We start from the raw sequence: 23765 nt of genomic DNA on the forward strand, positions 1-23765 counted from the left end.
GCACGCGGCTTACTTGGTCAGCCAGACCTGGAAGCGCTTGCTGATCTCGTCGCCGTTGTCGGCCCAGAAGCCCGCGTTGATCTGCAGCGGCCGCTTGAAGTTGGCCGGCGCGGTCGGCAGGTCGGCCAGGCGCTCCTTCGCGACGAGCGGCAGCGAGTCCTTGCGCGGCGGCGCGTACGCGATGTACTTCGTCAGGTCCGCGTAGGCCTTCGGCTGCGCGGCGAACGCGATGAACTGCTTGGCCGCGTCGGCATGCTTCGCGCCCTTGGGCACGGCCCACCATTCGTAGTCGTAGAGCTGGCCGTCCCAGACGATGCGGAACGGCTTCTTGTCCTGGTGCACGGCGCTGTCGATGCGGCCGTTGTAGGCCTGCACCATCGTCACCGCGCCGTCGGCGAGCAACTGCGGCGCCTGCGCGCCGGCTTCCCACCAGACGATGCTCGACTTGATGGTGTCGAGCTTGCGGAACGCGCGGTCGAGCCCGGCCGGCGTGGCGAGCGTCTTGTAGACGTCGGCGGGCGCGACGCCGTCGGCGATCAGCGCCCATTCGAGCGTCACCTTCGGCGACTTGCGCAGGCCGCGCTTGCCGGGGAATTTCTTCAGGTCGAAGAAGTCGGCGATGGTGGTGGGCGGCGTCTTCAGCTTGGTGGTGTCGTAGGCGTAGACGGTCGACCAGACCATCGCCGCCACCGAGCAGTCGCGCAGCGCGCCGGGCAGGAAGTCGCTGGTCTTGCCGATCGCCTTGGGGTCGAGCTTTTCGAGCAGGCCCTCGTCGCAGGCGTTGATCGCGTCGTTGGTCTCCATGTCGACCAGATCCCAGGTCGGATTCTTGGCCTGCTCCATCGCCTGCAGCTTGGCGAGGCCGCCGTCGTAGGACTCGGTCGCGAACTTCGCGCCGGTCTGCGCGCTGAACGGCTCGAACCAGGCCTGGCGCGCGGCCGTCTCGTAGGCGCCGCCGAAGGTGACGACGGACAGCGTGTCGGCCGCGTGCGAGAGCGCGGGCAACAGGGCCAGGGCCGCGACAGCCGCGGCGGCGATGCGTGGGGTGGACGTTTTCATCGGGTGACTCCGGAAGCGAGAGGCGGGGCGGAAGGGGAAAGGGTCGAGGCGCCGGGTTCGGACGGCGCGGGCGCGGCGGACGAGCTGGCCGCGGCCGGTTGAGCGGATGTGGTCGAGTCGGTGGCGCGCGGCGCGGTGGCGGCCAGCACCTTGCAGTCGTCGCGGCGCCAGATCACGTGGGCCGTCGCGCCCACCGGCGGCAGCTCGACGAGCCGCGTGTTGGCGACCTTGACGACCATCGGCTGCCCGTCGGGCAGGCGCAGGTGGACGCGATGATGGTCGCCGCAGTAGACGAGTTCGTGGACGCTCGCCGCGAGCGTGTTGAAGTCGGCCGGCGCGCCGCCCGCGTTCGGCGCGGCCACGCCGGCGCGCTCGGGGCGCAGCGCGAGCGTGGCGGCGTCGCCGACGCGCAACCCGGGGCCGAGCCGGCCGACCACGGTCGCGCCCGCCGTGCCGACGGCGAGCGTGGCCAGCTCGCCGTTGATCGCCGCGAGGCGGCCGGCGAGGCCGTTGTTCTCGCCGACGAAGTTCGCCACGAACGCGTTCTGCGCGTTCTCGTAGAGTTCGGTGGGCGTGGCGGCCTGCTGGATGCGTCCGTCCGAGAACACGGCGACGCGGTTCGACATGGTCAGCGCCTCGTTCTGGTCGTGCGTGACGTAGACGATGGTCAGCGCCAGCTCGCGGTGCAGCCGCATGATCTCGTACTGCATGGTCTCGCGCAGCCGCTTGTCGAGCGCGCCGAGCGGCTCGTCCATCAGCACCACGCTCGGCTCGAACACCAGCGCGCGCGCCAGCGCCACGCGCTGCTGCTGGCCGCCCGAGAGCTGGGCCGGACGCCGCGCGGCCAGGTGCGAGAGCTCGACCATCTCGAGCGCGCGCGCGACGCGCCGCTTCTGGTCGGCGCGCGAAACCTTGCGCACCGACAGCGGGAACGCCACGTTCTGCGCGATCGTCATGTGCGGGAACAGGGCGTAGTTCTGGAACACCATGCCGATGTCGCGCTGGTGGGGCAGCTTGTCGTCGAGGCGCCGGCCGTCGAGCAGGATGGTGCCGTCGGTCGGCGTCTCGAAGCCGGCCAGCATCATCAGCGTGGTGGTCTTGCCGGAGCCGGACGGCCCGAGCAGCGAGACGAACTCGCCGCGCGCGATCTCGAGGTCGAGTCCGTCGACCACGGCGTGCCGGCCGTCGTAGGACTTGCTGACGCCGACGAACGAAATGAAGGGTGGGCTGGGCATCGTGGTGCGCTTGCGGGAACGGTGAATCGGGAACGGGCGCGGGCTCAGTCGCCCACGCGCGCGGCGAGGTAACGCGCGAAGTCGTAGTTGGGCCGCTCGAGGTGGCTCAGGTGGCCGGGCGCGGCGAGCGGCGCGTGTACGCCGCGGAACACCGCCTCCACGCCGCGCCGGTCCTCGGCGTTGACCTCGTCGAGCAGCGCCTTGAGCGTGGCCATGTGGCCGGCCGCGTCGGGGTCGTCGATGAACTCGGGCGAGAGCCCGCCGCCGAAGCGGATCGCGACGCGATCGACGCCGAGCGGCTGCAGCACGAGATACCAGAAATAGCCGGGCGTGAGCGTGACGAGGTGGTTCGGGTAGATCGCGAGCAGCGCGGTGGTGCGGCGCCAGTGACCCTCCAGGCGACGGTTGTCGGGATGCGCGTTGCCGATCGGCAGCGTCGCTTCCTTGGTGATCCAGTGATAGTTGAAGGCGGGCAGGCCGGGCGGGCATTCCATCTCGTCGAGCTTCGAGTGCGGGCCGACCGTGGCCCGGTGCAGCATCGGCAGGTGGTAGCTCTCCATGAAGTTCTCGGCGAGCAGTTTCCAGTTGGTGTTCCAGACGTGTTCCTCGTGGAAGGTCTCCACGTAGTCGCCCATGCCGTAGCGGTCGATCAGCGCGTCCAGCTCGGCCAGCCGGGTGGCCACCGGCGGCGCGGCCTGGTTCAGCGTCAGGTAGATCCAGCCCTGCCAGACCTCGCAGCGCACCGCCGGCAATGCATAGCTATCCTTACAGAAGCCGGCCTGCCGATCCATCATGGGGGCGCCTTGCAGCCGGCCGTCCAGCGAATAGTTCCAGGCGTGATAGGGACAGACGATGCGGCGCACGTTGCCGCGTCCTTCCAGCAGCACCGACATGCGGTGCAGGCAGACGTTCGAGAACGCGCGCAGCGTGCCGTCCTCGGCCCGCAGCACCGCCACCGGCTGGCCGCCGAGGTCGGCCGTCAGATAGTCGCCCGGGTTGGCGAGCGCGCCGGCGCGGCCCACGCAGAGCCATTCGTCGCGGAAGATCGTCTGCTGCTCGCGCTCGAGGAAGGCCGGCGAGGTGTAGACGGCGGGCGGCATCGCGCGCGCGTCGTCGAACTCGCGTGCGCAGTTCGACTGCAGTTGCCGGACGATTTCGTCGATGCCGGACGCAGTGGGGTGGGAACGGCTCATCGGACCTCCGAAGCAACTGCGCTATGCAATGGTCACGAATCTAACAAGTCAAATTACCAGTCAAAATATTCTTTTCGGATGTAACGGCCAGTTTTTTCCTATGCAGTCGCGGGTACCTGGCCGTGCAGTTCCGGGATGCTCTGTTCGCAGAACTTCGCGAAGCGCGTGACGAGCTGGCGCGGCTTCATGCTGCGCGACATGGCGATGCCGAGCGTGGTCGCCGTCACGCTGCCGCGGAACGGCCGGATCACGAAGGTCGCGCCGTCGACGGTGCTGGTCGAGCGCAGCGGGAAGTTCAGGATGCTGAAGCCCAGGCCGTTCGCCACCATCCCGCGCACCACCTCGGGCTGCGAGGAGCGGAACGTCGGCACGGGGCGCCGGCCCAGCGGATCGAACAGCGCGGCGAAGTATTCGCGGCTGTGCGGCAGGTCGAGTTGCACGTAGGGTTCGTCGAGCAGGTCGGCCAGTGCCACCTGCTTGCCGCGCGCGAGCCGGTGTTGCGGCGGCAGGATCGCGTAGGGCGGTAGCGAGACGAGCGGCGTGAACGCGACGTCGTCGGTCAGGTCGAGGCTGTAGGTCAGCGCGATGTCGAGCGTGCCGTCGGCCAGCGCGGTCAGCAGGTCGTCCTGGTGCGCCTCCGAGGTGCGAAAGCCGACGCCGGCGTGGCCGGCCACGAAGCGGCTCATGATCGCCGGCAGCAGCGGCGGCGCGAGCGACACCAGGCAGCCGAGCGAAATCGTGCCGGACATGCCGCCGTCGATCTCGCGCGCGGCCGCCTGCAGTTCCTCGGCGTTCTTCAGGAGATTGCGTGCCTGGCCGAGCATGTCGCGGCCGGCCGGCGTCAGCGACAGGCCGCTCGCGTGATGGCGGATGAACAGCTGCACGCCGAACGAGGCTTCGAGTTCGGCGATCGAGGTGGAGATCGACGGCTGCGAGATATGCAGCTGCCGCGCGGCCGCCGTAAACGACAGCGTTTCCGCCGTGACGACGAAATAGCGCAACTGGCGCAGCGAATACCGCAGCGGGATGGTTTCCATGACGCCGGCTCCGGTCGGGAAAGCGGGAGGGGGGCGCGCCGACCGAGCGGCGACAGCGTCATTCTGCATAGCCAAAAACCATGCGGTGCATATTTGAAATGTGTTTTTCGCCGGGCCGCGCGCGACGTACATTTTTCGCGGGGCGGCGGCCGGTAGTTCGGGAGGTCGAATTCAGCCGACGAATGGAAACAGCGGTTCCGGCAGCGGATCGCCGTGCCGGAGCGTGGCCGCCAGCTCCGGATACGGCGGCGAGGTTTCGCCGCCGCGCTCGACGTAGACGGCCTCGTCGCCGAGCCAGCGCCATGACACCACGCGTCGCGAGCGCTGCGACGAGGCATTGCCGGGGGCGCCATGCACGGTGTGGAAATCGAAGGCGATCGCGTCGCCCGGCTCGAGATCCCAGCCGAGGATGGTGTAGGCCGCGCGGTTGCCGTCGATGTCGGGCATCGGTTCGAGTTGCGCCGAATCGTGGTCGTAGTCGACGCCGCTGAACTTGCGCGGCCGGAACAGCTTGCCCCAGCGATGCGAGCCGGCGACGAATTCCACGCAGGTGTCGCGCGGCACCGGGTCCAGCGGAATCCACAGGCTGACCGACTGCGCGGCGCTCACGCAGTAATAGGGTTCGTCGTGGTGCCACGGCGTGACGCGCTCCGCGCCGGCTTCCTTGACGAGCACGTGCTCGTGGAAGATCCGCGCGCGGCGCGAGCCCATCAGCGTGCGTGCCACGGCCGCCGCCGGGCCTTGCTCGACGAAGCGGCGGAACGGCGCGATGCGCTGCCAGTTGGCGTAGTCGCCGAAGAAACGGCCCTGCTCGCGGCCCGGCGAATAGTTGCGGAAGTAGGGGCCGGGTTCGCGTTCGTTTTGCGCCACGCCGTCGCGCAAGGTGTCGATCCAGTCGGCAAAGGCGCCACGCACCACCACGGCGCCGTCGCGCGCGAAGGCCTGGCGGGTGTCATCGGTCAGCATCGGATTCGCTCCGCGGAAGAAAGGTGATCGGTGAGAGGATCGTGGCACGGAACATTCGGGAGGACCGACGATGAAATTTATCGACGATGACGACGAAAATCATGGCTTGCCGATCGATGCGTCGGCCGGCCCGTGGGTGGCGGCCGGCGCGAAGTTCACGCTGCGCCAGCTCCGCTACTTCGTGGCGGCGGTGGCGCACGGCGGCGCCGCGCAGGCGTCGCGGCGGCTGTTCATCGCGCAGCCGTCGATCGCCAGCGCGATTCGCGGGCTCGAGGCGCACTTCGGCGTGCAACTCTGCATCCGCCACCACGCGCAGGGCATCACGCTGACGCCGGCCGGCGAGCGCTTCCATCGCGACGCGGTGGCGCTGCTGCGCCGCGTGCATGCGTTCGAGCAGAGCGCGCTGGCCGGCCACGAACTGGCGGGCGGCGAGATCAGCGTCGGGTGCTACGAGCCGATGGCGCCATGGCTGCTGCCGCGCCTGATCACCGGATTTCGCGCGCGCCATCCCGGCGTGCGGTTCCGGATCGGCGACGGCGAACAGCCCGAACTCGTCGACGGATTGCGCCGGGGCCGATACGACCTCGCGATCGTCTACGACCAGGCGCTCGGCGACGATCTCGACCGCACGCCGCTGCGTGCGAGCGCGCAGCCTCACGTGTTGCTCGCGGCCGGGCACCCGCTCGCCGCGTGTCCCACGCTGACGCTCGCGCAGCTGAGCGCCGCGCCGATGATCCTGCTCGACGTGGAGCCGAGTCGCCGCTATTTCCTCGGCCTGTTCGAGGCGGCCGGGCTCACGCCGTCGGTGGCGTTCGCCTCGCCCTCGATCGAGATGGTGCGCGGCCTGGTCGGGCACGGCGCGGGCTTCGCGCTGCTCGTCACTCGCCCGGCCGCGGACCTGACCTACGACGGCATGCGTGTGGTGGCCCGGCCGCTGGCCGGCCGGCTCGCGACCACCACGATCGTGGCCGCGACGCTGGCCGGCGCGCAGCCGACGCCGCTTACGCGCGCCTTCGTGGATCACTGCGTGGCGGCGCTGGCCGAGGACGGCGACGCCGGTGATGGCGAGGGGGTGGGCGAGGCCGTGGCCGGCCCGCGCGCTGCATAGCCAAAAACTTGCGCCTGCATCGGAAAACCATATTTTTCTCGGGATATTGGCCGAATAGATTGATTTCGCGGCCGGCACGCGGCCGCGCTTCGGCGCGGCGCGGCACGGCTTTCGCCCATTCATCCGGAGAGCGTCCATGTTTCGTTTCAGTCATTGGAAGTCGATGTTGCTCGCGTTGACGCTGAGCGTCGGCGCGGCCGCCGCGCACGCGGACGATCTGCTGGCGCGCGTGAAGCAGCACGGCGAGCTGGTGGTCGGCACGGAGATGCAGTTCGCGCCGTTCGACTTCCTCGAGAACGGCCAGCAGGCCGGCTTCAACAAGGACCTGTTCGCCGAGGTCGGCAAGCTGCTGGCCGTGAAGGTGCGCTTCGTCGACCTGCCCTGGGAAAGCGTGTTGCCGGGCCTCGACGCCGGCAAGTTCGACATGGTGGCCGGGCCGTTGACCGTAACGAAGGCGCGCATGGGCCGCTATGCGTTCACGCTGCCGATCGCCGACGGCACCGACGCGCTGCTCAAGCGCGCCGGCGACGCGAGCCTGAAGCAGCCCGCCGACATCGCCGGCAAGGTGGTGGGCGCGGGCAAGGGCAGCGCGCAGCTCGACCAGTTGAAGGCCTATGTGGCGACGCTGCCGAAACCGCCGACCGTGCGCGAATACGTCGACAACAACCAGGCCTACGCAGATCTCGCCGCCGGGCGGCTGGCCGCGGTCGCCAACTCGCTCACCAACGTCGCCTACGTGGCCAAGCAGCGCCCGGCGATGTTCGCGCTGGTGCAGCCGGCGTTCGGCGCGAAGGTCTACTTCGCCTACTGCATGCGCAAGGATGCCGACAGCGCGTCGCTGAACGCCGCCTTCAATGCGGCGCTGGTCAAGCTGAACCAGAGCGGCACGCTCGCGGCGCTGCAGAAGAAGTGGTTCGGCGTGGCGGTGGACTTGCCGCCGGCGATGCCGACGCCGAATTTCTGAGCGTGGCGGGCAGCCGGCCATGTTCAGCCTGAGCGCCTTCCTCGCGGGGCTGCCGCTGCTCACGCACGCCGCGTCGATGACGCTCGCCGTGTCGGCGGCGGGCCTCGTGCTCGGCTTCTTCATCGGGCTCGCCGTCTGCTGCGCGCGGCGCGCGCCGTGGGCCGCGCCGCGCGTGGCGGGCACGCTCTACGTGCGGTTCTTCCGCGGTGTGCCCTTGCTGGTGCAACTGCTGCTGGTGTTCTACCTGCTGCCGTTCGTCGGCATCAACGTGTCGCCGGTCGTGGCGGCCGTCAGCGCGGTGTCGCTGTGCTCGGCCGCGTACGTGGCCGAGATCCTGCGCGGCGGCTTCGAGAACCTGCCGCCTGGCCAGATCGAGGCCGCCCGCATGCTCGGGCTGTCGGCCGCCGATCGGCTCTGGCGCATCCAGGTGCCCCAGGTGCTGCGTCTCACGCTGCCCTCGCTCGCCAACGAGATGGTGTTGCTGATCAAGGCCTCCTCGCTGATCTCGGTGGTCGGCGTCGCCGAGATCACGCGCACCGCGCAGAACCTCGCCGCGAGCACCTACCAGCCGTTGGAAGCGTACGCGGCGGCCGGCCTGATCTACTTCATCCTGTGCGGCGCGCTCGCGCTGGTCGCGCATGGCGCCGAGCGGCGCCTGCGCGCCGGTTGAGCGCCGCGCCCCGTCCGGAAGCCCGCGCATGTCGAATTTCGATCCCGCCGTCATTACCCACAACCTGCCGCAGATCGGCGGCGGCCTCGCGCTCACGGTCGGCAGCTGGGTCGCGAGCGTCGCGCTCGGCCTCGCGATCGGCTTCGCCGCCGCGCTGGCGCAGCAACTGGGCGGGCGGGGCGCCCGGGCCGCGATTCGGGTGTACATCGAACTGTTTCGCGGCACGCCGTTTCTGGTGCAACTGTTCCTGCTGTATTACGGCGGCCCGGCGTTCGGGCTGACGCTCGATCCGCTGCCGGCCGGTATCGCGAGCCTGTCGCTGTACGCGGGCGCGTATTTCACCGAGGCGTTTCGCTCGGGCTTCGCCGCGATCCCGGCGGGCCACCTGGAGGCCGCGGCCTGTCTCGGCCTGACGCGCTGGCAGACGATCGCGCGGATCCAGCTGCCGCAGATGCTGGCGCTGATCCTGCCGGCGCTGACCAACCTGACGATCGTCTTGAGCAAGGAGACGGCGGTGCTGTCGATCGTGACGGTGCCGGAGCTGACCTTCGTGCTGACCGGGATCGGCTCGGCGAGCTTCGCGTTCGTCGAGACGCTGCTCGCGCTGTCGGTCTGTTATCTGTTGCTGGTCGAACTCGCGACGTGGGCCGGCGCGCTCGCCGAGCGGCGCGTCGGCCGGCTGTTCGCCTGACCCCGGAGCCACGCATGGGCATACCCGATTCCTCCCGACCCGCCGGCGCGCCGCTGATCGCCGTCGAGGGGCTCTACAAGCGCTTCGGCCACACCGACGTGCTGCGCGGCGTGGATCTGTGCATCGCGAAGTCGGAGGTGGTCTGCATCGTCGGGCCGTCCGGTTCGGGCAAGAGCACGCTGCTGCGCTGCCTGGCCGGGCTCGAGACCTACGATCACGGCGCGGTGCGCATCGAAGGCGAGCTGCTCGGCTATACCGAGCGCGGCGGGGGGCGCATGCGTGCCTCGCAGGCCGAGATCAACCGCGTGCGCCGCAACGTCGGCATGGTGTTCCAGCAATTCAACCTGTGGCCGCACATGAGCGCGCTCGGCAACGTGCAGGAAGCGCTGCTGCGCGTGCGCCGGCTCTCGCGCGCCGAGGCCGCGCGCCGGGCCGGCGCCATGCTCGAGATGGTGGGGCTGTCGCATCGCGCCGACGCGCGCCCGGCGCGGATGTCGGGCGGCCAGCAGCAGCGCGTGGCGATCGCGCGCGCGCTCGCGATGGAGCCGACCATCATGTTGTTCGACGAGCCCACCTCGGCGCTCGATCCCGAGCTGGTGGGCGAGGTGCTGCAGGTGATGAAGCACCTCGCGCGCGACGGCATGACGATGGCCGTCGTCACGCACGAGATGGGATTCGCCGCGCAGATGGCCGATACCGTGGTGTTCATCGACCAGGGGCGTATCGCCGCGCAGGGCGTGCCGCGCGAGCTGTTCCGCCGCTCGGAGAACCCGCGGCTGCGTCAGTTCCTGCAGAACTATCTCGACCGCAACGCGTTCTGGGCGGCCGACGATGCCGATTCGGCCGTACAGGCCGCGGCCGGCGGCGCATGAGCGCCGCGCCGCCGATTCTTCCGTTCCCCTACCGTTCCCGCCATGACCGAAACCCAGCTTCGTATCGATCTCGCCGCCGCGTTCCGCTGCTTCGCCCGCCTGGACATGCACGAGGCGGTCGCCAATCATTTCAGCGTCGCCGTCTCCGACGATGGCCGCCGCTTCCTGATGAACCGAAAATGGCAGCACTTCTCGCGGATCAGGGCCAGCGACCTGGTGCTGCTCGACGCCGACGATCCGTCCTGCGTGGCCGACGGCAGCGTCGATCCGACCGCCTGGGCGATCCACGGCCAGTTGCACCGGCGCCTGCCGCAGGTACGCGTGGCGATGCACCTGCACCCGATCCATGCGACCACGATCGCCACGCTTGCCGATCCGACCATCCTGCCGATCGAACAGAACACCGCGCGCTACTTCCGGCGCGTCGCGCTCGATACCTCGTTCTCGGGCATGGCCGATTCGGACGACGAGGGCGCGCGCCTCGTCGCGCTGCTCGATGGCAAGTCGCGGCTGATGATGGGCAATCACGGGGTGCTGGTCACGGCCGAAACCATCGGCGAGGCATTCGACGACATGTACACGCTGGAGCGCGCCTGCCGGATCCTCGTCAACGCCTATGCCACCGGCAAGCCGATCAACGTGCTGTCGGATCGGGTGGCCGAGCGCACCGCGCGCGACTGGGAGGGGATTCGCGATTTCTCGATCGCGCATTTCGAGGAGATGAAGCGTGTCCTTGACGAGGCGTCGCCGTCTTATCGCGACTGAGGCAGGGCGGCCGGGGCGGCACGCATCAAGCACGGAGATCGGCTCAGGCGACCGGCAGCGCGATGCTGCGAGCCGGCCGGTTCGGCATGAAACGCGAGCGCAGGCTCGCCTGGATATCGACGAGGTCCGCATGCCGATGATCGCAGCCTGATCTTCCGTCCGTGGAAGCGAGGCGGGGCCGGGTTCCACCCGTACTTGCCATCGAGTCGCCGCGCGGATATTCCACCACTACGAAGGCTCCTATAAGATCACCTATTCGACAACAAGCAACCCTTGCGGACGCGCGCCATGGACGTCTTGAATGCGATGCGGGCTTTCGAACGGGTGGCCGAGGCAGGAAGCTTCAGCCGCGCGGCCGAACAACTCAACAGCTCGGTCCCAACCATTACGCGTTTAATCGGCCAGTTGGAGGAGCGCCTGAATATCAGGCTTTTCCAGCGTACGACGCGACGCATTTCATTGACTGACGCCGGCGCGACGTATCTGGAAGGATGCAAACGCGCGCTCGAGCTGATAGACGACACCGAGAACCAGGTCACGTCGGCCAACGATGCCCTGCGAGGCCGCCTCAAGGTGATGTCCGGAAGTGCCGTCGCGTTCTCTCACATGGCGCCTGTCGTCGCGGACTTCGTGCATCGCTACCCGTTGATCCAGTTGGATTTCTTCACGATGGACGACGGTTTCAACCTCGTCGACGAAGCCGTCGAAGTCGCCCTCCTTGCCGACTACCTGATTCCGACGGAAACGGTCGTCGCCCGTCAATTGATCACATACTCGTACGTGATCGCCGCCGCGCCTCGTTACCTGTCCAGTGCAGGTCGGATATCGACGCCTTCCGATCTCCAGAAATTGGTGTTTCTCGGCCGGCCTGGTGATCGTCGAGGCATGAGCCTTCGCCTCGCCGCGGCGGAGGGCGCAGAGGAAGACGAGATCATCGATCTCATACCCCAGGTCATCTGCAACAACGCGCAGATGCTCCACGAACTCACGTTGTCCGGATGCGGCTTCTCCGTGCTCCCTCAGCGGCTCGCGCAGACAGCCATCGCCGGCGGCAAACTGGTCCAGTTACTTCCCGAATATCGACTGCGCGATCTCAATGTCGACGTCTGTCTCGTCTACCCGACCAGAAAGCGAAACAGCCGCATCGCCACGGCCTTTATCGATCACGTTATCCGATGGTTCGATTCGCCGGACGGTCCCGCAAAAACCTGAAACAATCTTTTAGGATTTCTTCCGTGGTTGGGCGCCCGCTCAAAAGCTAGACTGGCCTCGCTCTTGGCACCCAAGGGCTCCAACCAAGGAGAAGAACATGCAAACCGCCAGCGGCCTTCCCCAGCCGACCTACACGACGATGGCCGAGTCGACGCTGTCCGACGTGGAACGCATCGTGCAAGGCCTCAATCACTATACGGATCCGGAATACCTGACGAATCTGTACAGCAATTTTCTTGTCCAGCTTCGGCATAGCACCGAAGGCTTTCCGATCGATCGGCTGGAGCACTCGCTGCAGTCGGCGTCTCTGGCATTGCGAGACGGCCGCGACCACGAATACGTCGTCTGTGCCCTGCTGCACGATGTCGGCGAACTCTTCGATCCATTCAGTCACGATGCCGTAATCGCGAGCCTTCTGAAGAACTATATTTCCCCCAGCAACCACTTTATCCTGCAACACCACACCACGTTCCAGGGCTACTACTACTGGGACAAGATCGGTCTCGACAAGAATGCGCGAGAGAAATTCATCGAAAGTCCGTACTACGACGATGCCATCCAGTTCGTCGATCTCTACGACGACAAGGCCTTCAACACTTCATACGAAAGCCTCACGCTGGAAGCGTTCAAACCGCTGATGCGGGAATTCTTCGCGAACCGTAGGAAGAACCCTGCTGTCTTCGCTTAGCGTGGCTGACCCAACCTGGACAGGATGCTGTCGACGTCGCATCGCCGTGCTGCATGGCAAGACGCAAAATCGGTAAGGAGTCGATGATGGCGCCGGAACCGCTGATTCCGCGGTTTACGCCATCGCCCGAGGGCGGACGGCGGCGCACGCTCAATCCGCGTTGCAGAACAATTGCACGACCAGGCTGCGCAACCAGCGGTTTCCCGCTTCGTGATGATACCGGGCGTGCCAGTGCTGCCTTACCGCGAAGCCGTCCACCGGAACCGGACAGGCATGAACCGCCAGATCATTGAGTTTCGCCAGGGTTTCGCCGATGTGCCGCGGCAGCGTCGCTATCAGGTCGGTGCTCTTGATGATCGCGCCAAGTCCGAGGAATCCCGGCAATTCCAACACCACGTCGCGCTCGATGTGCTCACGCACCAAGGCCTGCTCCAGAAGCTGCGCGCCTGTTCCCGCCGCGATGGCGACGTGTCCCTCGGCGCGGTATTGCTTGAGGCCCAGCTTGCCCTTCAACCGCGGATGACGACGATTCGCCAGACAGATCCAGTCTTGCATATAGAGCTGCTGTTGATAGATTCCGCCTCCAAGCCAGGGCACATGACCGATTGCAAGGTCCGCCTCGCCTGATTCGAGCGCCCGTTCGGTGTTGCCGTCTATGCGCGTGGCTTCCAGGCGTAGGCCAGGCGCCCGCATGCGCACGTGCGCCAGCATGCGTGGCAATAGCGTGATATGGCTGGCGTCGGTCATGCAGATCCGAAAACGCCGCTTGGCCGTGGCGGGATCGAATGCGATTTCCCAGGCAGTGAAGCGTCGCAGCGACTCCAGGATTTCGCGGCAAGGCCCGATCAATGCGTCGGCTTGCGGCGTCGGTGCCATGCCGGCAGGAGTCCGGACGAATAGCGGGTCCTGCAGATGCTCCCGCAAGCGCCCCAACCAGATGCTGATCGTCGGCTGACTCTGGCCAAGCTGCTCGGCCACGCGGGTGACGCTGCGGACGTCGTAAAGAAGATCGAACAGCTGCAGCAGCTTCAGATCGGGTAGTTCGGTCGGGTTCATGGAGCTATTGTGCAGTGCAATGACGTGATGGAAATCATAGCATCGCGCGAATGAAGGCCGGCTCGTCGCTTGCGTTCCAGGCCGGGACGAAATCGCCGTCGATCGACGCTCGCTTTCCCCACCCCGCAGCTCGTGTTTGCGACGCTGCGCAACTGGGTGCGCCCTGCCAAGAGCCCCGGTCGGCGACCCATAAAAAGGTTTCGGTGGATGCACCGTTATTGCACCAGGCAATGACGCTATTTATTCCATTGAATTGCCGGCATGGTTTGCGACTTGTATCGTGATCTCCCTGTCAAGGAGGTGGCGGTGAAGATTGCAATTCTGGGTGCGGGGGCGCTGGGTTGCGCGATTGGCGCGGCGCTGAGCGAGGGCGGCAACGAGGTCTGGCTGCTGAATCGCTCGGCGGCCCATGTCGACGCAATGGTGCGTGACGGTCTGCAGGTCGACGATGCGAGCGGTTCCCGTCGCGTGAAAGTCCACGCCACGACGCGCGCCGCCGAGGCCGGTGTTGTCGATCTGGTCATCGTGCTGGTCAAGTCGTTCGACACCGACGCGGCGATGCGCGGCTCACTCGCCCTGCTGGGTCCCGACACGCTTGTCCTGTCATTGCAGAACGGGCTGGGACACGAGGACATGCTGGCCGACATCGTCGGGCGCGAACGGGTGCTGGCCGGCAAGACCTATGTCGGCGGCGTGATGCGCGGCCCGGGGCATATCGAGTCCGGGGTCGTCGGAAAGGCGACCCATATCGGCGAGCTGGACGGGCGGATCAGCGCTCGCGTGAATGCCATCGCCGCAACGTTCAACGCATCAGGACTGGACACGAGCGTCAGCGCCAATATCGTCGGCACGATGTGGGACAAGTTGCTGGTCAACGTCGCCACCGGCGCACTGACGGGTACCACGGGGCTCACCTATGGGCAGCTCTACGACGAACCGCTGCTGAAGAAGGTCGCGCTCGCGGCGGTAGCCGAAGCGATGACGGTCGCCGATGCCGCTGGCGTCAAGCTCTCGACCACCGAACCCGAGCGTGCCTGGACGCTGGCCGGCGCGGGGCTTTCGTCGGGCTTCAAGACATCGATGCTGCAAAGCCTCGAAAAAGGATCCATCACCGAAATCGACTTCATCAACGGTGCGGTGGTGCGCTGGGGGCAACGTCACGGCGTGCCGACTCCGGTCAACGCGACCCTCGTTGCCTGTATCAAGGGCATCGAACGCTGCATGGCCGATCGAAAAAGAAGGGAGACAAGCGCATGAACGGCAGCAAGGCTTATCTGGAACACGTGGCCATCTGGGTGAAGGACATCCACTGGCATATCCGGTTTTTCGAGGACGTGCTGGGCATGACGATGCGCGAGGTCGACGGCACGCTCGACGCACCTCGCCAGTATTGGACGCTCGGCGGCCTGCAATTCATGCACGACCCGAACCATGATGCGCCCGAGGGGCGGCTCGGCCACCTCGGCGTGATGTGCGAAGACATGGAAGCCGCGCTGGCCGCGGCGCTGCGCTACCAAGTCAGCGAGATGCCGCAGGGCCGCAACTGGTTGCGCCTGCCCGACGGCCTGGCTGTCGAACTGATCCAGGCCAGGCCCGCCTCCTGCGTGGCGCGTGCACTGGACATCAACCCGCGCGCGGAGGCCTGAGATGACGATTGTCGATAAATACTGGGACGACGCCCGCGAGGGCGACGCGTGCACGAGTCCGACTTATACGGTGACCAGGGAGCGCATTCTCGCCTATGCCGACCTGACTGGCGATCACACGCCCGTCCATGTCGATGAGGAGTATGCCAATGCCAGCCATTTCGGTTCGATCGTCGCGCACGGCCTGTTCGGCCTGTCGATTGCGGACGGCCTCAAAACCCAGAGCGAATACCGTTTCTTGCCGGGCATGTCGCTCGGGTGGACGTGGGACTTCAACCTGCCGATCAAGGTGAACGACGTGTTGCACGTGAAGTTTCGCGTCGGCATGATGCGGGCAAGCAAGAGCCGCCCGGATTGGGGCATCGTCGTGCTGCCATCGGAGTTGATCAACCAGGACGGCCAGGTCGTCCAGCATGGCGAGCATCGTCTGATGGTGCCGCGCCGCCCGGGAGCATTGTGATGCAGGCACGTCCCCTCGAGGGTATTCGCGTTGTCGACTACAGCCATTTTCTCGCTGCTCCCTACGTCGGACGTTGCCTCGCGGCGCTCGGCGCCGACGTGATCAAGGTGGAACGCCCAGGCAGCGGCGATCCGGGGCGCCAGCACGCCACCATATTGGACGACGAGCAAAGCGCTTATTTCCTGCAGTTGAACATGGGCAAGCGCGGCGTCAGCGTCAACATGCGCGATCCTCGTGGAAAGGACTTCATGCTGCGCCTGTGCGACTCGGCCGATGTATTCGTGGAGAATTACCGCCCGGGTGCGCTGGCCAGGCTCGGGCTCGGTTACGAGGAACTGTCGGCGCGCAATCCCAAGCTCGTCTACTGCTCCATCTCCGCCTACGGCCATACGGGACCCGACGCGCATCGAGCCGGCTTCGGCCTGATCGCCGAAGCGAAGAGCGGCATCATGCAGATGATCGGCAACCCGGGGGAGCCGCCGCCGCTGATGCGCATTTCCCTCGGCGACATGTACACCGGCATTCACGCGGTGGCCGCGATCAACGCCGCGTTGCTGGGGCGCATGAGGAGCGGTCGCGGCCAGCATATCGACATGGCCTTGTACGACACCCTGGTGTCGATGCACGAGTACGCCGTGCAGTGCTACACGATGCAGGGCATCGTCCCCGAGCAGACCGGTCACGACATGCCCTCGTCCACGCTTTACGGCGTGTTCCGGGCCGCGGACGGCGACCTGGTCATCGCCGCGCAGGTGGACGACGCGTGGAAGCGCTTTGCTGCGCTCGTCGAGGCACACGGCGGACCTGCCGGTTTCGGCACGGACGCGCGGTTCCACAGCCTGAACGGCCGCAACGCCAACCGCCTGGACATCCTGTCGGTCGTGAAGCCGTGGGTGGCGGGGCGCCCAGTTGCCGAGGTGCTCGCCCTGCTCGACGGCATCGACGTGCCTTGCGCGAAAGTGCAGCGCATCGACGAGGTGCTGGCGGACCCGCAGATCATCGCGCGAGGCATGGTGATCGAGCAGGAGCATCCGCGCTTCGGCAAGTTGCGCCTGCCTGACCTGCCGTTTCGCTTCTCCGACTGCGACACGCGCATCCGCGATGTCGGACCGGACCTCGGTCAACATAACGCGGAGGTGGCCGCGTCGCTCGGGTTCGGCGCGGCCGAGATCGATGCGATGCAGGCCGACGGCGTGCTGTATTCGAATGCGAGGCCCTGATGCGCGACCAGTACGCCGTGATCGGCAATCCGATCGGCCATACAAAGTCCCCGTTGATTCATGGACTGTTCGCCGAAGCATCGAAACAGGACATGGTGTACACGGCCATCGAGGGACCCTTGCAGCCGGACGGCGCGTTCGAGGCCGCCGTCCGGTCGTTCATTGCCGGCGGCGGCAAGGGCTTGAACGTGACCGCCCCGTTCAAGCTGAAGGCGTTCGCGATGGCCGACGAACGCAGTGAACGGGCAATGCTCGCCGGCGCGGCGAATGCGCTGAGTTTCAGGGACGGCCGGATCATCGCCGAGAACTTCGACGGCGTTGGCCTCGTCCGCGATATCGAAGTCAACCTTGAGCTGCCGATGGCCGGCAAGCGCGTGCTGCTGCTCGGCGCGGGAGGCGCGGTGCGGGGTGCCTTGCTGCCGTTCATCGCCGCGCGGCCCGCCGAGCTGGTCGTCGCGAACCGCGACGTCGCGAAGGTCGAAGGGCTCCTGGCACAAGTCGCGACGGAGGACTCGCTTGTCGCATGCGGGTATGGTGAGCTCGCTGCGATGGGACGCTTCGATCTGGTGGTCAACGCGACGTCGGCGAGTCTCACGGGCGAACTGCCTCCTGTACCGCCGAGCGTGTTCAGTGCAGGCAGCACGGCTTACGAACTCGCCTATGGCAAACGCCTCACCCCTTTCCTGCGACTCGCACGCGACGCCGGTGTCCTGGGTATCGCCGACGGAGTCGGCATGCTTGTCGAACAGGCGGCCGAAGCGTTCTCGTGGTGGCGCGGCGTGCGTCCTCGAACCCGGGCGGTGATCGACCGGCTGACCTTTCCCCTCGATTGAAGCGCTTGGAGGCTGCCGACGACACCGCAGACATAGCGTTCTTGCCGCGACGCCGCTGCCGGCGGCTCGCTGTCGACGCGGAGGATCGATCGGCCCGAGGTGCGCGGCGCGACGCATCCTTGCGCATTGCGGTCCGATATGCCGGCCTTCGCGGAAAACGTTCGGGCTTGGATCCGCGCAGCCATTGTGACTCGTAAGCGAATCGACGACATTGTGTTGGTGAGATCATCAATAACGTCGCCCACTCAAGCATATGGATTCCAGGCTTGGGGAATCGATTGGCTCCACGCGTCGCGTGGCGGGCATTCGCGCTTCGCATGGGTCTGGATTCGTGCCCGGGCCCAGACCTGCCTGCCGCTGGCAGCAGTTTTCGGTGAGGAATCCGATGACGGCGTTCATCCGCGCGTAGGCGGCCGGTAAATCAAGGTGCGCCCGACGCGCTCCCGCGTGACTCGCCCGGCATGCATCCATTCCTTCAGATGAAAGGCGCGCGTCGCGTTGGGCACGTGGAACCGCACCACGATGACGCGGGCCGTCAGCTCTTCCGGCCCGGCGACGATCGACAGGGGTGGAAAGTACGGACAGCCTTTGCTCGGCCCCAGCGCCCGTGATAGACGCGAGGTGCTCTCAGCGGCGTCAAGTCGGTCCGGTTCCGTGAAGAGAACCAAGACGCATTTCCATTTGTTTTTAAAGCAAAAACAAGGGGTTATGCCGTGTTCCGGCGTTCCCGATGCGACAATCCGGCCTCAGGACGCCACCGATTTTCGTTACATCACTTCCAGGGGAACCACCATGACCGAAGCCGCCTCGCCCGAGACGCCGCCACGCGACGCCGGCCGGCGCAGCACGCTCGTCAGCGCCGTGGTGAACCTGGCGCTGTCGGTCGCCCAGATGACGATCGGCATAGCGGCGCACTCGCAGGCGCTGGTGTCGGACGGCGTGCATTCACTGTCCGATCTCATCGCCGATTTCGTCGTGCTGATCGCGAGCCGGCAGAGCCGCAAGGCGCCCGATCGCGACCATCCCTACGGGCATCAACGCTACGAGACCGCCGCCAGCCTGATCCTCGGCGTGCTGTTGCTGACGGTCGGCATCGGCATGCTGTGGGTGGCGCTGCGCAAGTGCGCCGAGCCGTCGTTGATCGCCAGCGTGCACACGGTGGCACTGTGGATGGCTGCGGCGGCGCTGGTGACCAAGGAGCTGCTGTTCCGCTACATGCTGCGGATCGCGAAGCGGCTGCGCTCGAGCATGCTGGCCGCCAACGCCTGGCATGCGCGATCCGACGCGGCCTCGTCGCTCGTGGTGCTGGCCGGCATCGCCGGCAACCTGCTCGGCTATCCGATCCTCGACCCGGTGGCCGCGCTGATCGTCGGCACGATGGTCATCCGGATGGGCGCCCGGTTCGCGTGGACGGCCATCAACGACCTGATGGATCGCGCGGTCGACGACGAGGAGGTGGCGCGCATCGGCGAGACGGTGGGGGCCACGCCGGGCGTGGTTGGCTTCCACGCGCTGCGCACCCGCAAGATGGGCGACATGATCCTGGTCGACGTGCATCTCGAGGTCGAGGCGAGCCGCTCGATCGTCGAGGGGCACGAGATCGCCACGGCGGTCGAGAACAACCTGATGTCGCGGCACCGCGTGCTTGGCGTCATGACGCACGTCGATCCGGTGGCGCCGGACGGGCGGCGCATGGGCATGCCGCGGCACGCCTGAATAACCCGGGCGGCCTCGGGCGTGCTACCAGGGCAACATGCGTTGCAGCAAGCCGTCGCGCGGCACGAAGCGACGCAGCACGGCAGCACCGCCGTGCTGGCAGATGGCGGCGAGCAGCACTCGCGCGAGCACGCCGTGCAGGGTGCTCATCGCATGGCCTTCTCGCCCCAGCCGAAGGCTGCCTCGCCGCCGCCCGCCGGTGCGGCCTTGCGACGGCATTCGTCGCCTGCTCGACCGAGCATGGCCGCCGTCGGCGGACGGACCCGAAAGCGGAGCAGGCCCGGGACTATGTCGTCGACGACGCGAACCAGCTTGCGAAGCGTCCCGGCTGTTCCGAATCACGTCAGCCGTGAGGTGCCACGCCGCGTTTGACATCGGTAAGGGTTGATCGCCCGATTGCGTTTCAGGGCACGCGTCGAACATACATGCCGGCCATGAAATTCAGCGGGCTTCCTGCGGGGCGGCTAGGCCATCTGGCTGATGGTTTTGCGAAACCTGCGCAGCGATAGCGCGAACAGCGTGGCGCCGATCGCGAGCAATGCGCAGAAAGGCCGCCACACCACGTCGATGCCCGCGCCCCGGTAAAGTATTGCCTGTCCCAGTTCGACGAAGTGCGTGGTGGGGGCCGCGAGCATGATGTCCTGAACGATTTGCGGCATGCTCTCCCGTGGCGTGATGCTGCCCGACAGCATCTGCAACGGCAGCAGCACGAGCACGATCAGCATGCCGAACTGCGGCATGCTGCGGGCGAGCGTCGCGAGGAAAATGCCCATCGACGTCGTCGCGAACAGGTGCAGGGCGGCGCCCAGCATGAATAGTGCCACCGATCCCTCGACCGGCACGTGCAGCGCCCCACGTACGACGAACCTCAGCGAGAACGCAGCGGCAGCGAGGACGACCAGCCCCATCGACCAGACCTTCGAGAGCATGATTTCCGCCGGCGTCACGGGCATGACCAACAAATGTTCGATGGTGCCGTGCTCGCGTTCCCGGATGAGCGCCGCACCGGTGAGAATGATCGACAGCATCGTGACGCTGTTGATTATCTCCATCAATGCGCCGAATCGCACGTGCTCGAGGTTCGGGTTGAAGCGCATGTGGACGGCGATATCGACGGGCAGCTCCGTATTCGCCCGATAGCGCCGGGCGAACGTATCGACTTCGCCGCTGACGATCTGCTGCACGTAGCCGCTGCCGGTGAAGGCCTGACTCATCCGGGTCGCATCGACGTTCAGCTGGATGACGGCGCGACGGCCCGCGAGAACGTCGCGCTGGAAATTCGGCGGAATATCGAGCGCGAATGTGTACGTGCCGGTGTCGAGACCCCGGTCGACGGCCGATGACGAAATGAGCGCGGGCGTGTCGAACTGCGGCGGAAAAAATGCCTCGACAATCCGTGCCGAAAGCGGCGAGGCATCCTCGTCGACCACCGCGATCGGCGCCTTGTGCAGCGTATCGGGCTGCGCCGTCGCGGCCGAGTAGATCGATACGGTAAACGTGTAGACGATCAGCACGAGCATGATCGGATCGCGGCGCAGGCTCCACAGTTCCTTGATGCCGAGCCGGTAGATGTTCGATAGCCTGCGTATCATCGTCAAGTCTCCTGCTTGCGCAGCATCGCCATCGTTACCAGCATCACCACCGGTATCGTGACGAGCAGCGGCCAGAACTGTGTCCGCAATTCGTCGAAGCCGAGCGCCTTGTTGAACACGCCGCGGCTGATCGTGAACATGTAGCCGGCGGGATAGATCTGTCCGATGATCCGGCCGCTGCCTTCCATCGAAGAAAGCGGATTGATCAGCCCCGCGAACTGGACCGTCGGCACCATGGTGCCAATGATGGTGAGAAAGATGGCGGCAATCTGGCTGCGCGTGAACGTGGACGCGAGCAGCCCAAGGCTGGTCGCCACGACACTGAAGATCAGAACCGCCGCGAGCAGCGTGATGAAGCTGCCCTTCACGGGAACGCCGAACGCGAAGCGCGCCGTCAGTGTCATCAGCAGGAAGTTGAGGAGCGCAAGCAGCACGTACGGCACCTGCTTGCCGATTAGAAATTCCGCGCGCGTGACGGGCGTCACATACAGGTTCACGATCGAACCGAGTTCCCGTTCGCGCACGACCGCAAGCGCGGTCAGCATCGCCGGCAGCATCAGCAGCAGCATCGGAATGATCGCGGGCACCATCGCCGGAAGGCTTCTCACGTCGGGGTTGTAGCGAAAGCGCGTCTCGATGTCGAGCCGGGCGGCAGGCGCGGCGCCGAGCCGGTGCTGCGCCTGATCGGCGAGCCAGGCCGCGTGCATGCCTTGCACGTAGCCGCGTATCGTCTCCGCTCGCTGCGGCATCGCGGCGTCTATCCACGCGCCGATCTCGACCGGTCTGCCGCGCTGCAGGTCGCGTGCGAAGTTCGGCGGTATCTCGACGGCGAGCGAGAGCCGGCCGCCGCGCATGCGCCGGTCGACGTCGTCGTAGTCGGCAAGCGGCGCCTGCTGGATGAAGTAGCGCGAGCCCGAGATGTTCAGCGCGTAGTCGCGGCTCAGTTCGGTCTGGTCGCGGTCGAGCACCGCGAAGCTGAGGTTTTCCACGTCCATGTTGATACCGAAGCCCATCACGCACATCAGCACGAGCGAGCCCAGCAGTGCGAGCATCGCGCGTACCGGATCGCGCCGCAGCTCGAGCCCCTCGCGCCACATGTAGCCGAGCATCCGCGCCGGGCTGAAGTGGCGCTGGCCGGGCGTGCGGGCGGCCGCTTCGCGCGGCGGGGCGATCGTCGTGACCGGCGACGCGGTATCGATATCCGGCTCGCCACCCGCATCGACCAGATAGCCGATGAATGCCGCTTCGAGCGTTGCCGCGCGGCGCGCCCGCACGAGCGCGGCCGGCGCGTCGCTGGCGAGCACCTTCCCGGCGTGCATCAGCGAAATACGATCGCAGCGCTCGGCTTCGTTCATGAAGTGCGTCGAAATGAAGATCGTCACGCGGTCGCGGCGGGCCAGATCGAGCATCAGCTGCCAGAAGCTGTCGCGCGCGATCGGGTCCACGCCCGAGGTCGGTTCGTCGAGAATCAGCAGTTCCGGCTTGTGCACCATCGCCACCGCGAGCGACAGGCGCTGCCTGACGCCGAGCGACAGGTTCGCGGGCAGCGTGCCGAGTACGTCCGCCAGGCCGAAGCGGTTCACCATCTCGTCGACGCGCGCGGGAATCTCGCGCTCGTTCACATGGAACAGCCGCGCGTGCAGTATCAGGTTCTGCCGCACGGTGAGCTCGCCATACAGCGAGAACGCTTGCGACATGTAGCCGACGCGTCGGCGCGTATCGATATCGTCGGGATCCACCGGGCGCCCGAACAGCGTGGCGGAGCCTTCGATAGCGGGCAGCAGCCCCGTCAGCATCTTCATCGTGGTCGACTTGCCGCAACCGTTCGAGCCGAGAAAGCCGAAGATCTCGCCCCTGCGGATGCGGAAGCTCACGTGGTCGACCGCGACGAAATCGCCGAAACGCATCGTCAGATCATGGGCTTCGATCGCCATGTCCGTTGCGTCGGCCGCCTGCAGCGGTGGGATCTGGACAGCGCGGTGCCCGCGTCGTCTCGCCTCCGGCAGCAACGCAATGAATGCTGCCTCGAGGGTGCTGCAATCCGTTTGCTCGAGAATCGCGGCCGGCGCGCCGGTTGCGAGCACGCGTCCGGCGTCGAGCGCGACGAGCCAGTCGAAGCGCTTGGCTTCATCCATATAGGCGGTGGCGACGATCACGCTCATCGCGGGATGCGTTTCGCGAATGCGCGCGATCAGGCTCCAGAACTGCATGCGCGCGAGCGGATCGACACCCGTGGTCGGCTCGTCGAGAATCAGCAGGTCCGGGTCGTGAATCAGCGCGCAGCACAGCGCGAGCTTCTGCTTCATGCCGCCGGAAAGCTTGCCCGCCGGGCGGGACAGAAACGGATAGAGCCCCGTACTGCGCGTCAGGTCGTCGACGCGGCGGCGGCGTTCGTCCGCGTCTTGGCCGAATAGCCGCGCGAAGAACTGCAGGTTCTCTTCGACCGACAGCGTCGCGTACAGATTCTTCCCCAGGCCCTGCGGCATGTACGCGATGCGCGAGCAGACGCGGTTGCGGTGGCGGGCCGACGCCATGTCGCCGCCCAGCGCGTCAACCCTGCCGCGCTGCACCTTGCGGGCACCCGACGCCAGCGCCAGCAGGCTCGACTTGCCGACCCCGTCCGGCCCGATCAGGCCGACCATCCGGCTCGCGGGAATGTCGAGCGTGACGCCGTCGAGCGCGACCGTCTTGCGGTAGCGCAGCGTCACGTCATGCAGGCTCACGACCGGCGCGCCGCTCGTGCCGCCGCTACGGACGTCGTCGGCCAGGCCGGCCGGCATGG

The 23765-nt window shown here is 66.7% G+C and carries 24 protein-coding genes; 14 read left to right on the plus strand and 10 right to left on the minus strand.

The features are described from left to right. Positions 1-9: 9 nt before the first annotated feature. From FB600_RS07725 to FB600_RS07745, 5 genes are all read right to left on the minus strand, one after another. On the minus strand, positions 10-1059 hold the full coding sequence (locus tag FB600_RS07725) for a polyamine ABC transporter substrate-binding protein (protein ID WP_013689142.1): 1050 nt from the start codon (positions 1057-1059) through the stop codon (positions 10-12). Then, the gene (locus FB600_RS07730; RefSeq protein WP_145756476.1) at positions 1056-2294 is read right to left on the minus strand and encodes an ABC transporter ATP-binding protein; all 1239 of its coding nucleotides are present in this window, start codon (positions 2292-2294) and stop codon (positions 1056-1058) included. Before FB600_RS07730 ends, FB600_RS07725 begins: the two co-directional genes overlap by 4 nt. A 44-nt stretch (positions 2295-2338) precedes the next feature. Next, the gene (locus tag FB600_RS07735; RefSeq protein WP_098182454.1) at positions 2339-3487 is read right to left on the minus strand and encodes an aromatic ring-hydroxylating oxygenase subunit alpha; all 1149 of its coding nucleotides are present in this window, start codon (positions 3485-3487) and stop codon (positions 2339-2341) included. 98 nt (positions 3488-3585) lie between these two features. Further along, on the minus strand, positions 3586-4524 hold the full coding sequence (locus tag FB600_RS07740; protein WP_013689145.1) for a LysR family transcriptional regulator: 939 nt from the start codon (positions 4522-4524) through the stop codon (positions 3586-3588). Between the two features lie 171 nt (positions 4525-4695). Further along, positions 4696-5490 carry a phytanoyl-CoA dioxygenase family protein gene (locus tag FB600_RS07745; RefSeq protein ID WP_013689146.1) on the minus strand — a complete coding sequence of 265 codons (795 nt, stop codon included), beginning with the start codon at positions 5488-5490 and terminating at the stop codon, positions 4696-4698. A 70-nt stretch (positions 5491-5560) separates the two neighbouring features. Between FB600_RS07745 and FB600_RS07750 the strand changes: the two genes are divergently transcribed. The 8 genes from FB600_RS07750 (at position 5561) to FB600_RS07785 (ending at position 12460) form a co-directional block, all read left to right on the plus strand. Beyond that, positions 5561-6598, plus strand: coding sequence for a LysR substrate-binding domain-containing protein (locus FB600_RS07750; RefSeq protein WP_063777971.1), 1038 nt, complete (start codon positions 5561-5563; stop codon positions 6596-6598). Between the two features lie 163 nt (positions 6599-6761). Continuing rightward, positions 6762-7562 (plus strand): transporter substrate-binding domain-containing protein, encoded by an 801-nt coding sequence (locus FB600_RS07755; protein ID WP_085963683.1) that lies wholly within the window; start codon positions 6762-6764, stop codon positions 7560-7562. A gap of 19 nt (positions 7563-7581) precedes the next feature. Continuing rightward, complete coding sequence (locus tag FB600_RS07760; RefSeq protein ID WP_036054746.1) at positions 7582-8232, plus strand: amino acid ABC transporter permease; 651 nt, start codon at positions 7582-7584, stop codon at positions 8230-8232. A 28-nt stretch (positions 8233-8260) separates the two neighbouring features. Continuing rightward, entirely contained in the window at positions 8261-8923 is a 663-nt protein-coding gene (locus tag FB600_RS07765; RefSeq protein WP_036054745.1) for an amino acid ABC transporter permease, read from the plus strand. 14 nt (positions 8924-8937) lie between these two features. After that, positions 8938-9795 (plus strand): amino acid ABC transporter ATP-binding protein, encoded by an 858-nt coding sequence (locus FB600_RS07770; protein WP_145756477.1) that lies wholly within the window; start codon positions 8938-8940, stop codon positions 9793-9795. Between the two features lie 42 nt (positions 9796-9837). Then, positions 9838-10560: a class II aldolase and adducin N-terminal domain-containing protein gene (locus FB600_RS07775; RefSeq protein WP_145756478.1), complete on the plus strand. Its 723-nt coding sequence runs from the start codon at positions 9838-9840 to the stop codon at positions 10558-10560. 288 nt (positions 10561-10848) lie between these two features. Continuing rightward, positions 10849-11772, plus strand: a complete 924-nt coding sequence (locus tag FB600_RS07780; RefSeq protein ID WP_145756479.1) for a LysR family transcriptional regulator — start codon at positions 10849-10851, stop codon at positions 11770-11772. A gap of 97 nt (positions 11773-11869) precedes the next feature. Beyond that, entirely contained in the window at positions 11870-12460 is a 591-nt protein-coding gene (locus tag FB600_RS07785; RefSeq protein ID WP_046576174.1) for an HD domain-containing protein, read from the plus strand. 150 nt (positions 12461-12610) lie between these two features. Here the strand turns inward: FB600_RS07785 and FB600_RS07790 are convergent, their stop codons facing one another. Beyond that, positions 12611-13516, minus strand: coding sequence for a LysR family transcriptional regulator (locus tag FB600_RS07790; protein WP_046576176.1), 906 nt, complete (start codon positions 13514-13516; stop codon positions 12611-12613). A 306-nt stretch (positions 13517-13822) separates the two neighbouring features. Between FB600_RS07790 and FB600_RS07795 the strand changes: the two genes are divergently transcribed. Genes FB600_RS07795 through aroE form a run of 5 tightly spaced genes read left to right on the plus strand, consistent with a single transcriptional unit; the run spans position 13823 to position 17675 of the window. Continuing rightward, a complete protein-coding gene (locus FB600_RS07795) occupies positions 13823-14773 on the plus strand; it encodes a ketopantoate reductase family protein (protein WP_036033096.1) in 951 nt (316 codons plus the stop codon). Then, on the plus strand, positions 14770-15162 hold the full coding sequence (locus tag FB600_RS07800) for a VOC family protein (RefSeq protein WP_046576177.1): 393 nt from the start codon (positions 14770-14772) through the stop codon (positions 15160-15162). The genes FB600_RS07795 and FB600_RS07800 overlap by 4 nt, the downstream gene beginning before the upstream one ends. A gap of 1 nt (position 15163) precedes the next feature. Continuing rightward, positions 15164-15622 carry a MaoC family dehydratase gene (locus tag FB600_RS07805; RefSeq protein WP_013689160.1) on the plus strand — a complete coding sequence of 153 codons (459 nt, stop codon included), beginning with the start codon at positions 15164-15166 and terminating at the stop codon, positions 15620-15622. Beyond that, a complete protein-coding gene (locus FB600_RS07810) occupies positions 15622-16842 on the plus strand; it encodes a CaiB/BaiF CoA transferase family protein (protein WP_046576180.1) in 1221 nt (406 codons plus the stop codon). The genes FB600_RS07805 and FB600_RS07810 overlap by 1 nt, the downstream gene beginning before the upstream one ends. After that, positions 16842-17675 carry a shikimate dehydrogenase gene (aroE, locus tag FB600_RS07815; protein WP_145756480.1) on the plus strand — a complete coding sequence of 278 codons (834 nt, stop codon included), beginning with the start codon at positions 16842-16844 and terminating at the stop codon, positions 17673-17675. The genes FB600_RS07810 and aroE overlap by 1 nt, the downstream gene beginning before the upstream one ends. A gap of 395 nt (positions 17676-18070) precedes the next feature. Here the strand turns inward: aroE and FB600_RS38050 are convergent, their stop codons facing one another. Beyond that, complete coding sequence (locus tag FB600_RS38050) at positions 18071-18343, minus strand: hypothetical protein (RefSeq protein WP_186110475.1); 273 nt, start codon at positions 18341-18343, stop codon at positions 18071-18073. 124 nt (positions 18344-18467) lie between these two features. On the opposite strand from FB600_RS38050, the gene FB600_RS07825 reads away from it, so the two are divergent. Next, positions 18468-19391, plus strand: a complete 924-nt coding sequence (locus tag FB600_RS07825) for a cation diffusion facilitator family transporter (RefSeq protein WP_096752389.1) — start codon at positions 18468-18470, stop codon at positions 19389-19391. 24 nt (positions 19392-19415) lie between these two features. On the opposite strand, the gene FB600_RS37665 is transcribed toward FB600_RS07825, so the two are convergent. The 3 genes from FB600_RS37665 to rbbA form a co-directional block, all read right to left on the minus strand. Continuing rightward, positions 19416-19541, minus strand: coding sequence for a hypothetical protein (locus tag FB600_RS37665; protein ID WP_258182192.1), 126 nt, complete (start codon positions 19539-19541; stop codon positions 19416-19418). Positions 19542-19855: 314 nt separating this feature from the next. Continuing rightward, positions 19856-20980, minus strand: a complete 1125-nt coding sequence (locus FB600_RS07830; protein WP_046576437.1) for an ABC transporter permease — start codon at positions 20978-20980, stop codon at positions 19856-19858. A gap of 5 nt (positions 20981-20985) precedes the next feature. After that, positions 20986-23763 carry a ribosome-associated ATPase/putative transporter RbbA gene (gene rbbA, locus FB600_RS07835; RefSeq protein ID WP_145756481.1) on the minus strand — a complete coding sequence of 926 codons (2778 nt, stop codon included), beginning with the start codon at positions 23761-23763 and terminating at the stop codon, positions 20986-20988. Positions 23764-23765: the final 2 nt, after the last annotated feature.

Origin of the sequence: Burkholderia sp. SJZ089 (genome assembly GCF_007828315.1) — a bacterium.
Classification (GTDB): Bacteria; Pseudomonadota; Gammaproteobacteria; order Burkholderiales; family Burkholderiaceae; genus Burkholderia; species Burkholderia gladioli.

Excerpts from the sequence above, each read along its gene's own strand:
- FB600_RS07745 (WP_013689146.1), bottom strand. The coding sequence starts at position 5,490 with ATGCTGACCGATGACACCCGCCAGGCCTTCGCGCGCGACGGCGCCGTG.
- FB600_RS07800 (WP_046576177.1), top strand. The coding sequence starts at position 14,770 with ATGAACGGCAGCAAGGCTTATCTGGAACACGTGGCCATCTGGGTGAAG.
- FB600_RS07825 (WP_096752389.1), top strand. The coding sequence starts at position 18,468 with ATGACCGAAGCCGCCTCGCCCGAGACGCCGCCACGCGACGCCGGCCGG.
- FB600_RS07760 (WP_036054746.1), top strand. The coding sequence starts at position 7,582 with ATGTTCAGCCTGAGCGCCTTCCTCGCGGGGCTGCCGCTGCTCACGCAC.
- FB600_RS07750 (WP_063777971.1), top strand. The coding sequence starts at position 5,561 with ATGAAATTTATCGACGATGACGACGAAAATCATGGCTTGCCGATCGAT.
- rbbA (WP_145756481.1), bottom strand. The coding sequence starts at position 23,763 with ATGCCGGCCGGCCTGGCCGACGACGTCCGTAGCGGCGGCACGAGCGGC.
- FB600_RS07755 (WP_085963683.1), top strand. The coding sequence starts at position 6,762 with ATGTTGCTCGCGTTGACGCTGAGCGTCGGCGCGGCCGCCGCGCACGCG.
- FB600_RS07780 (WP_145756479.1), top strand. The coding sequence starts at position 10,849 with ATGGACGTCTTGAATGCGATGCGGGCTTTCGAACGGGTGGCCGAGGCA.
- FB600_RS07735 (WP_098182454.1), bottom strand. The coding sequence starts at position 3,487 with ATGAGCCGTTCCCACCCCACTGCGTCCGGCATCGACGAAATCGTCCGG.
- FB600_RS07725 (WP_013689142.1), bottom strand. The coding sequence starts at position 1,059 with ATGAAAACGTCCACCCCACGCATCGCCGCCGCGGCTGTCGCGGCCCTG.
- FB600_RS07810 (WP_046576180.1), top strand. The coding sequence starts at position 15,622 with ATGCAGGCACGTCCCCTCGAGGGTATTCGCGTTGTCGACTACAGCCAT.
- FB600_RS07805 (WP_013689160.1), top strand. The coding sequence starts at position 15,164 with ATGACGATTGTCGATAAATACTGGGACGACGCCCGCGAGGGCGACGCG.
- FB600_RS07790 (WP_046576176.1), bottom strand. The coding sequence starts at position 13,516 with ATGAACCCGACCGAACTACCCGATCTGAAGCTGCTGCAGCTGTTCGAT.
- FB600_RS07730 (WP_145756476.1), bottom strand. The coding sequence starts at position 2,294 with ATGCCCAGCCCACCCTTCATTTCGTTCGTCGGCGTCAGCAAGTCCTAC.
- aroE (WP_145756480.1), top strand. The coding sequence starts at position 16,842 with ATGCGCGACCAGTACGCCGTGATCGGCAATCCGATCGGCCATACAAAG.
- FB600_RS07785 (WP_046576174.1), top strand. The coding sequence starts at position 11,870 with ATGCAAACCGCCAGCGGCCTTCCCCAGCCGACCTACACGACGATGGCC.
- FB600_RS07770 (WP_145756477.1), top strand. The coding sequence starts at position 8,938 with ATGGGCATACCCGATTCCTCCCGACCCGCCGGCGCGCCGCTGATCGCC.
- FB600_RS07775 (WP_145756478.1), top strand. The coding sequence starts at position 9,838 with ATGACCGAAACCCAGCTTCGTATCGATCTCGCCGCCGCGTTCCGCTGC.
- FB600_RS07765 (WP_036054745.1), top strand. The coding sequence starts at position 8,261 with ATGTCGAATTTCGATCCCGCCGTCATTACCCACAACCTGCCGCAGATC.
- FB600_RS07740 (WP_013689145.1), bottom strand. The coding sequence starts at position 4,524 with ATGGAAACCATCCCGCTGCGGTATTCGCTGCGCCAGTTGCGCTATTTC.
- FB600_RS37665 (WP_258182192.1), bottom strand. The coding sequence starts at position 19,541 with ATGAGCACCCTGCACGGCGTGCTCGCGCGAGTGCTGCTCGCCGCCATC.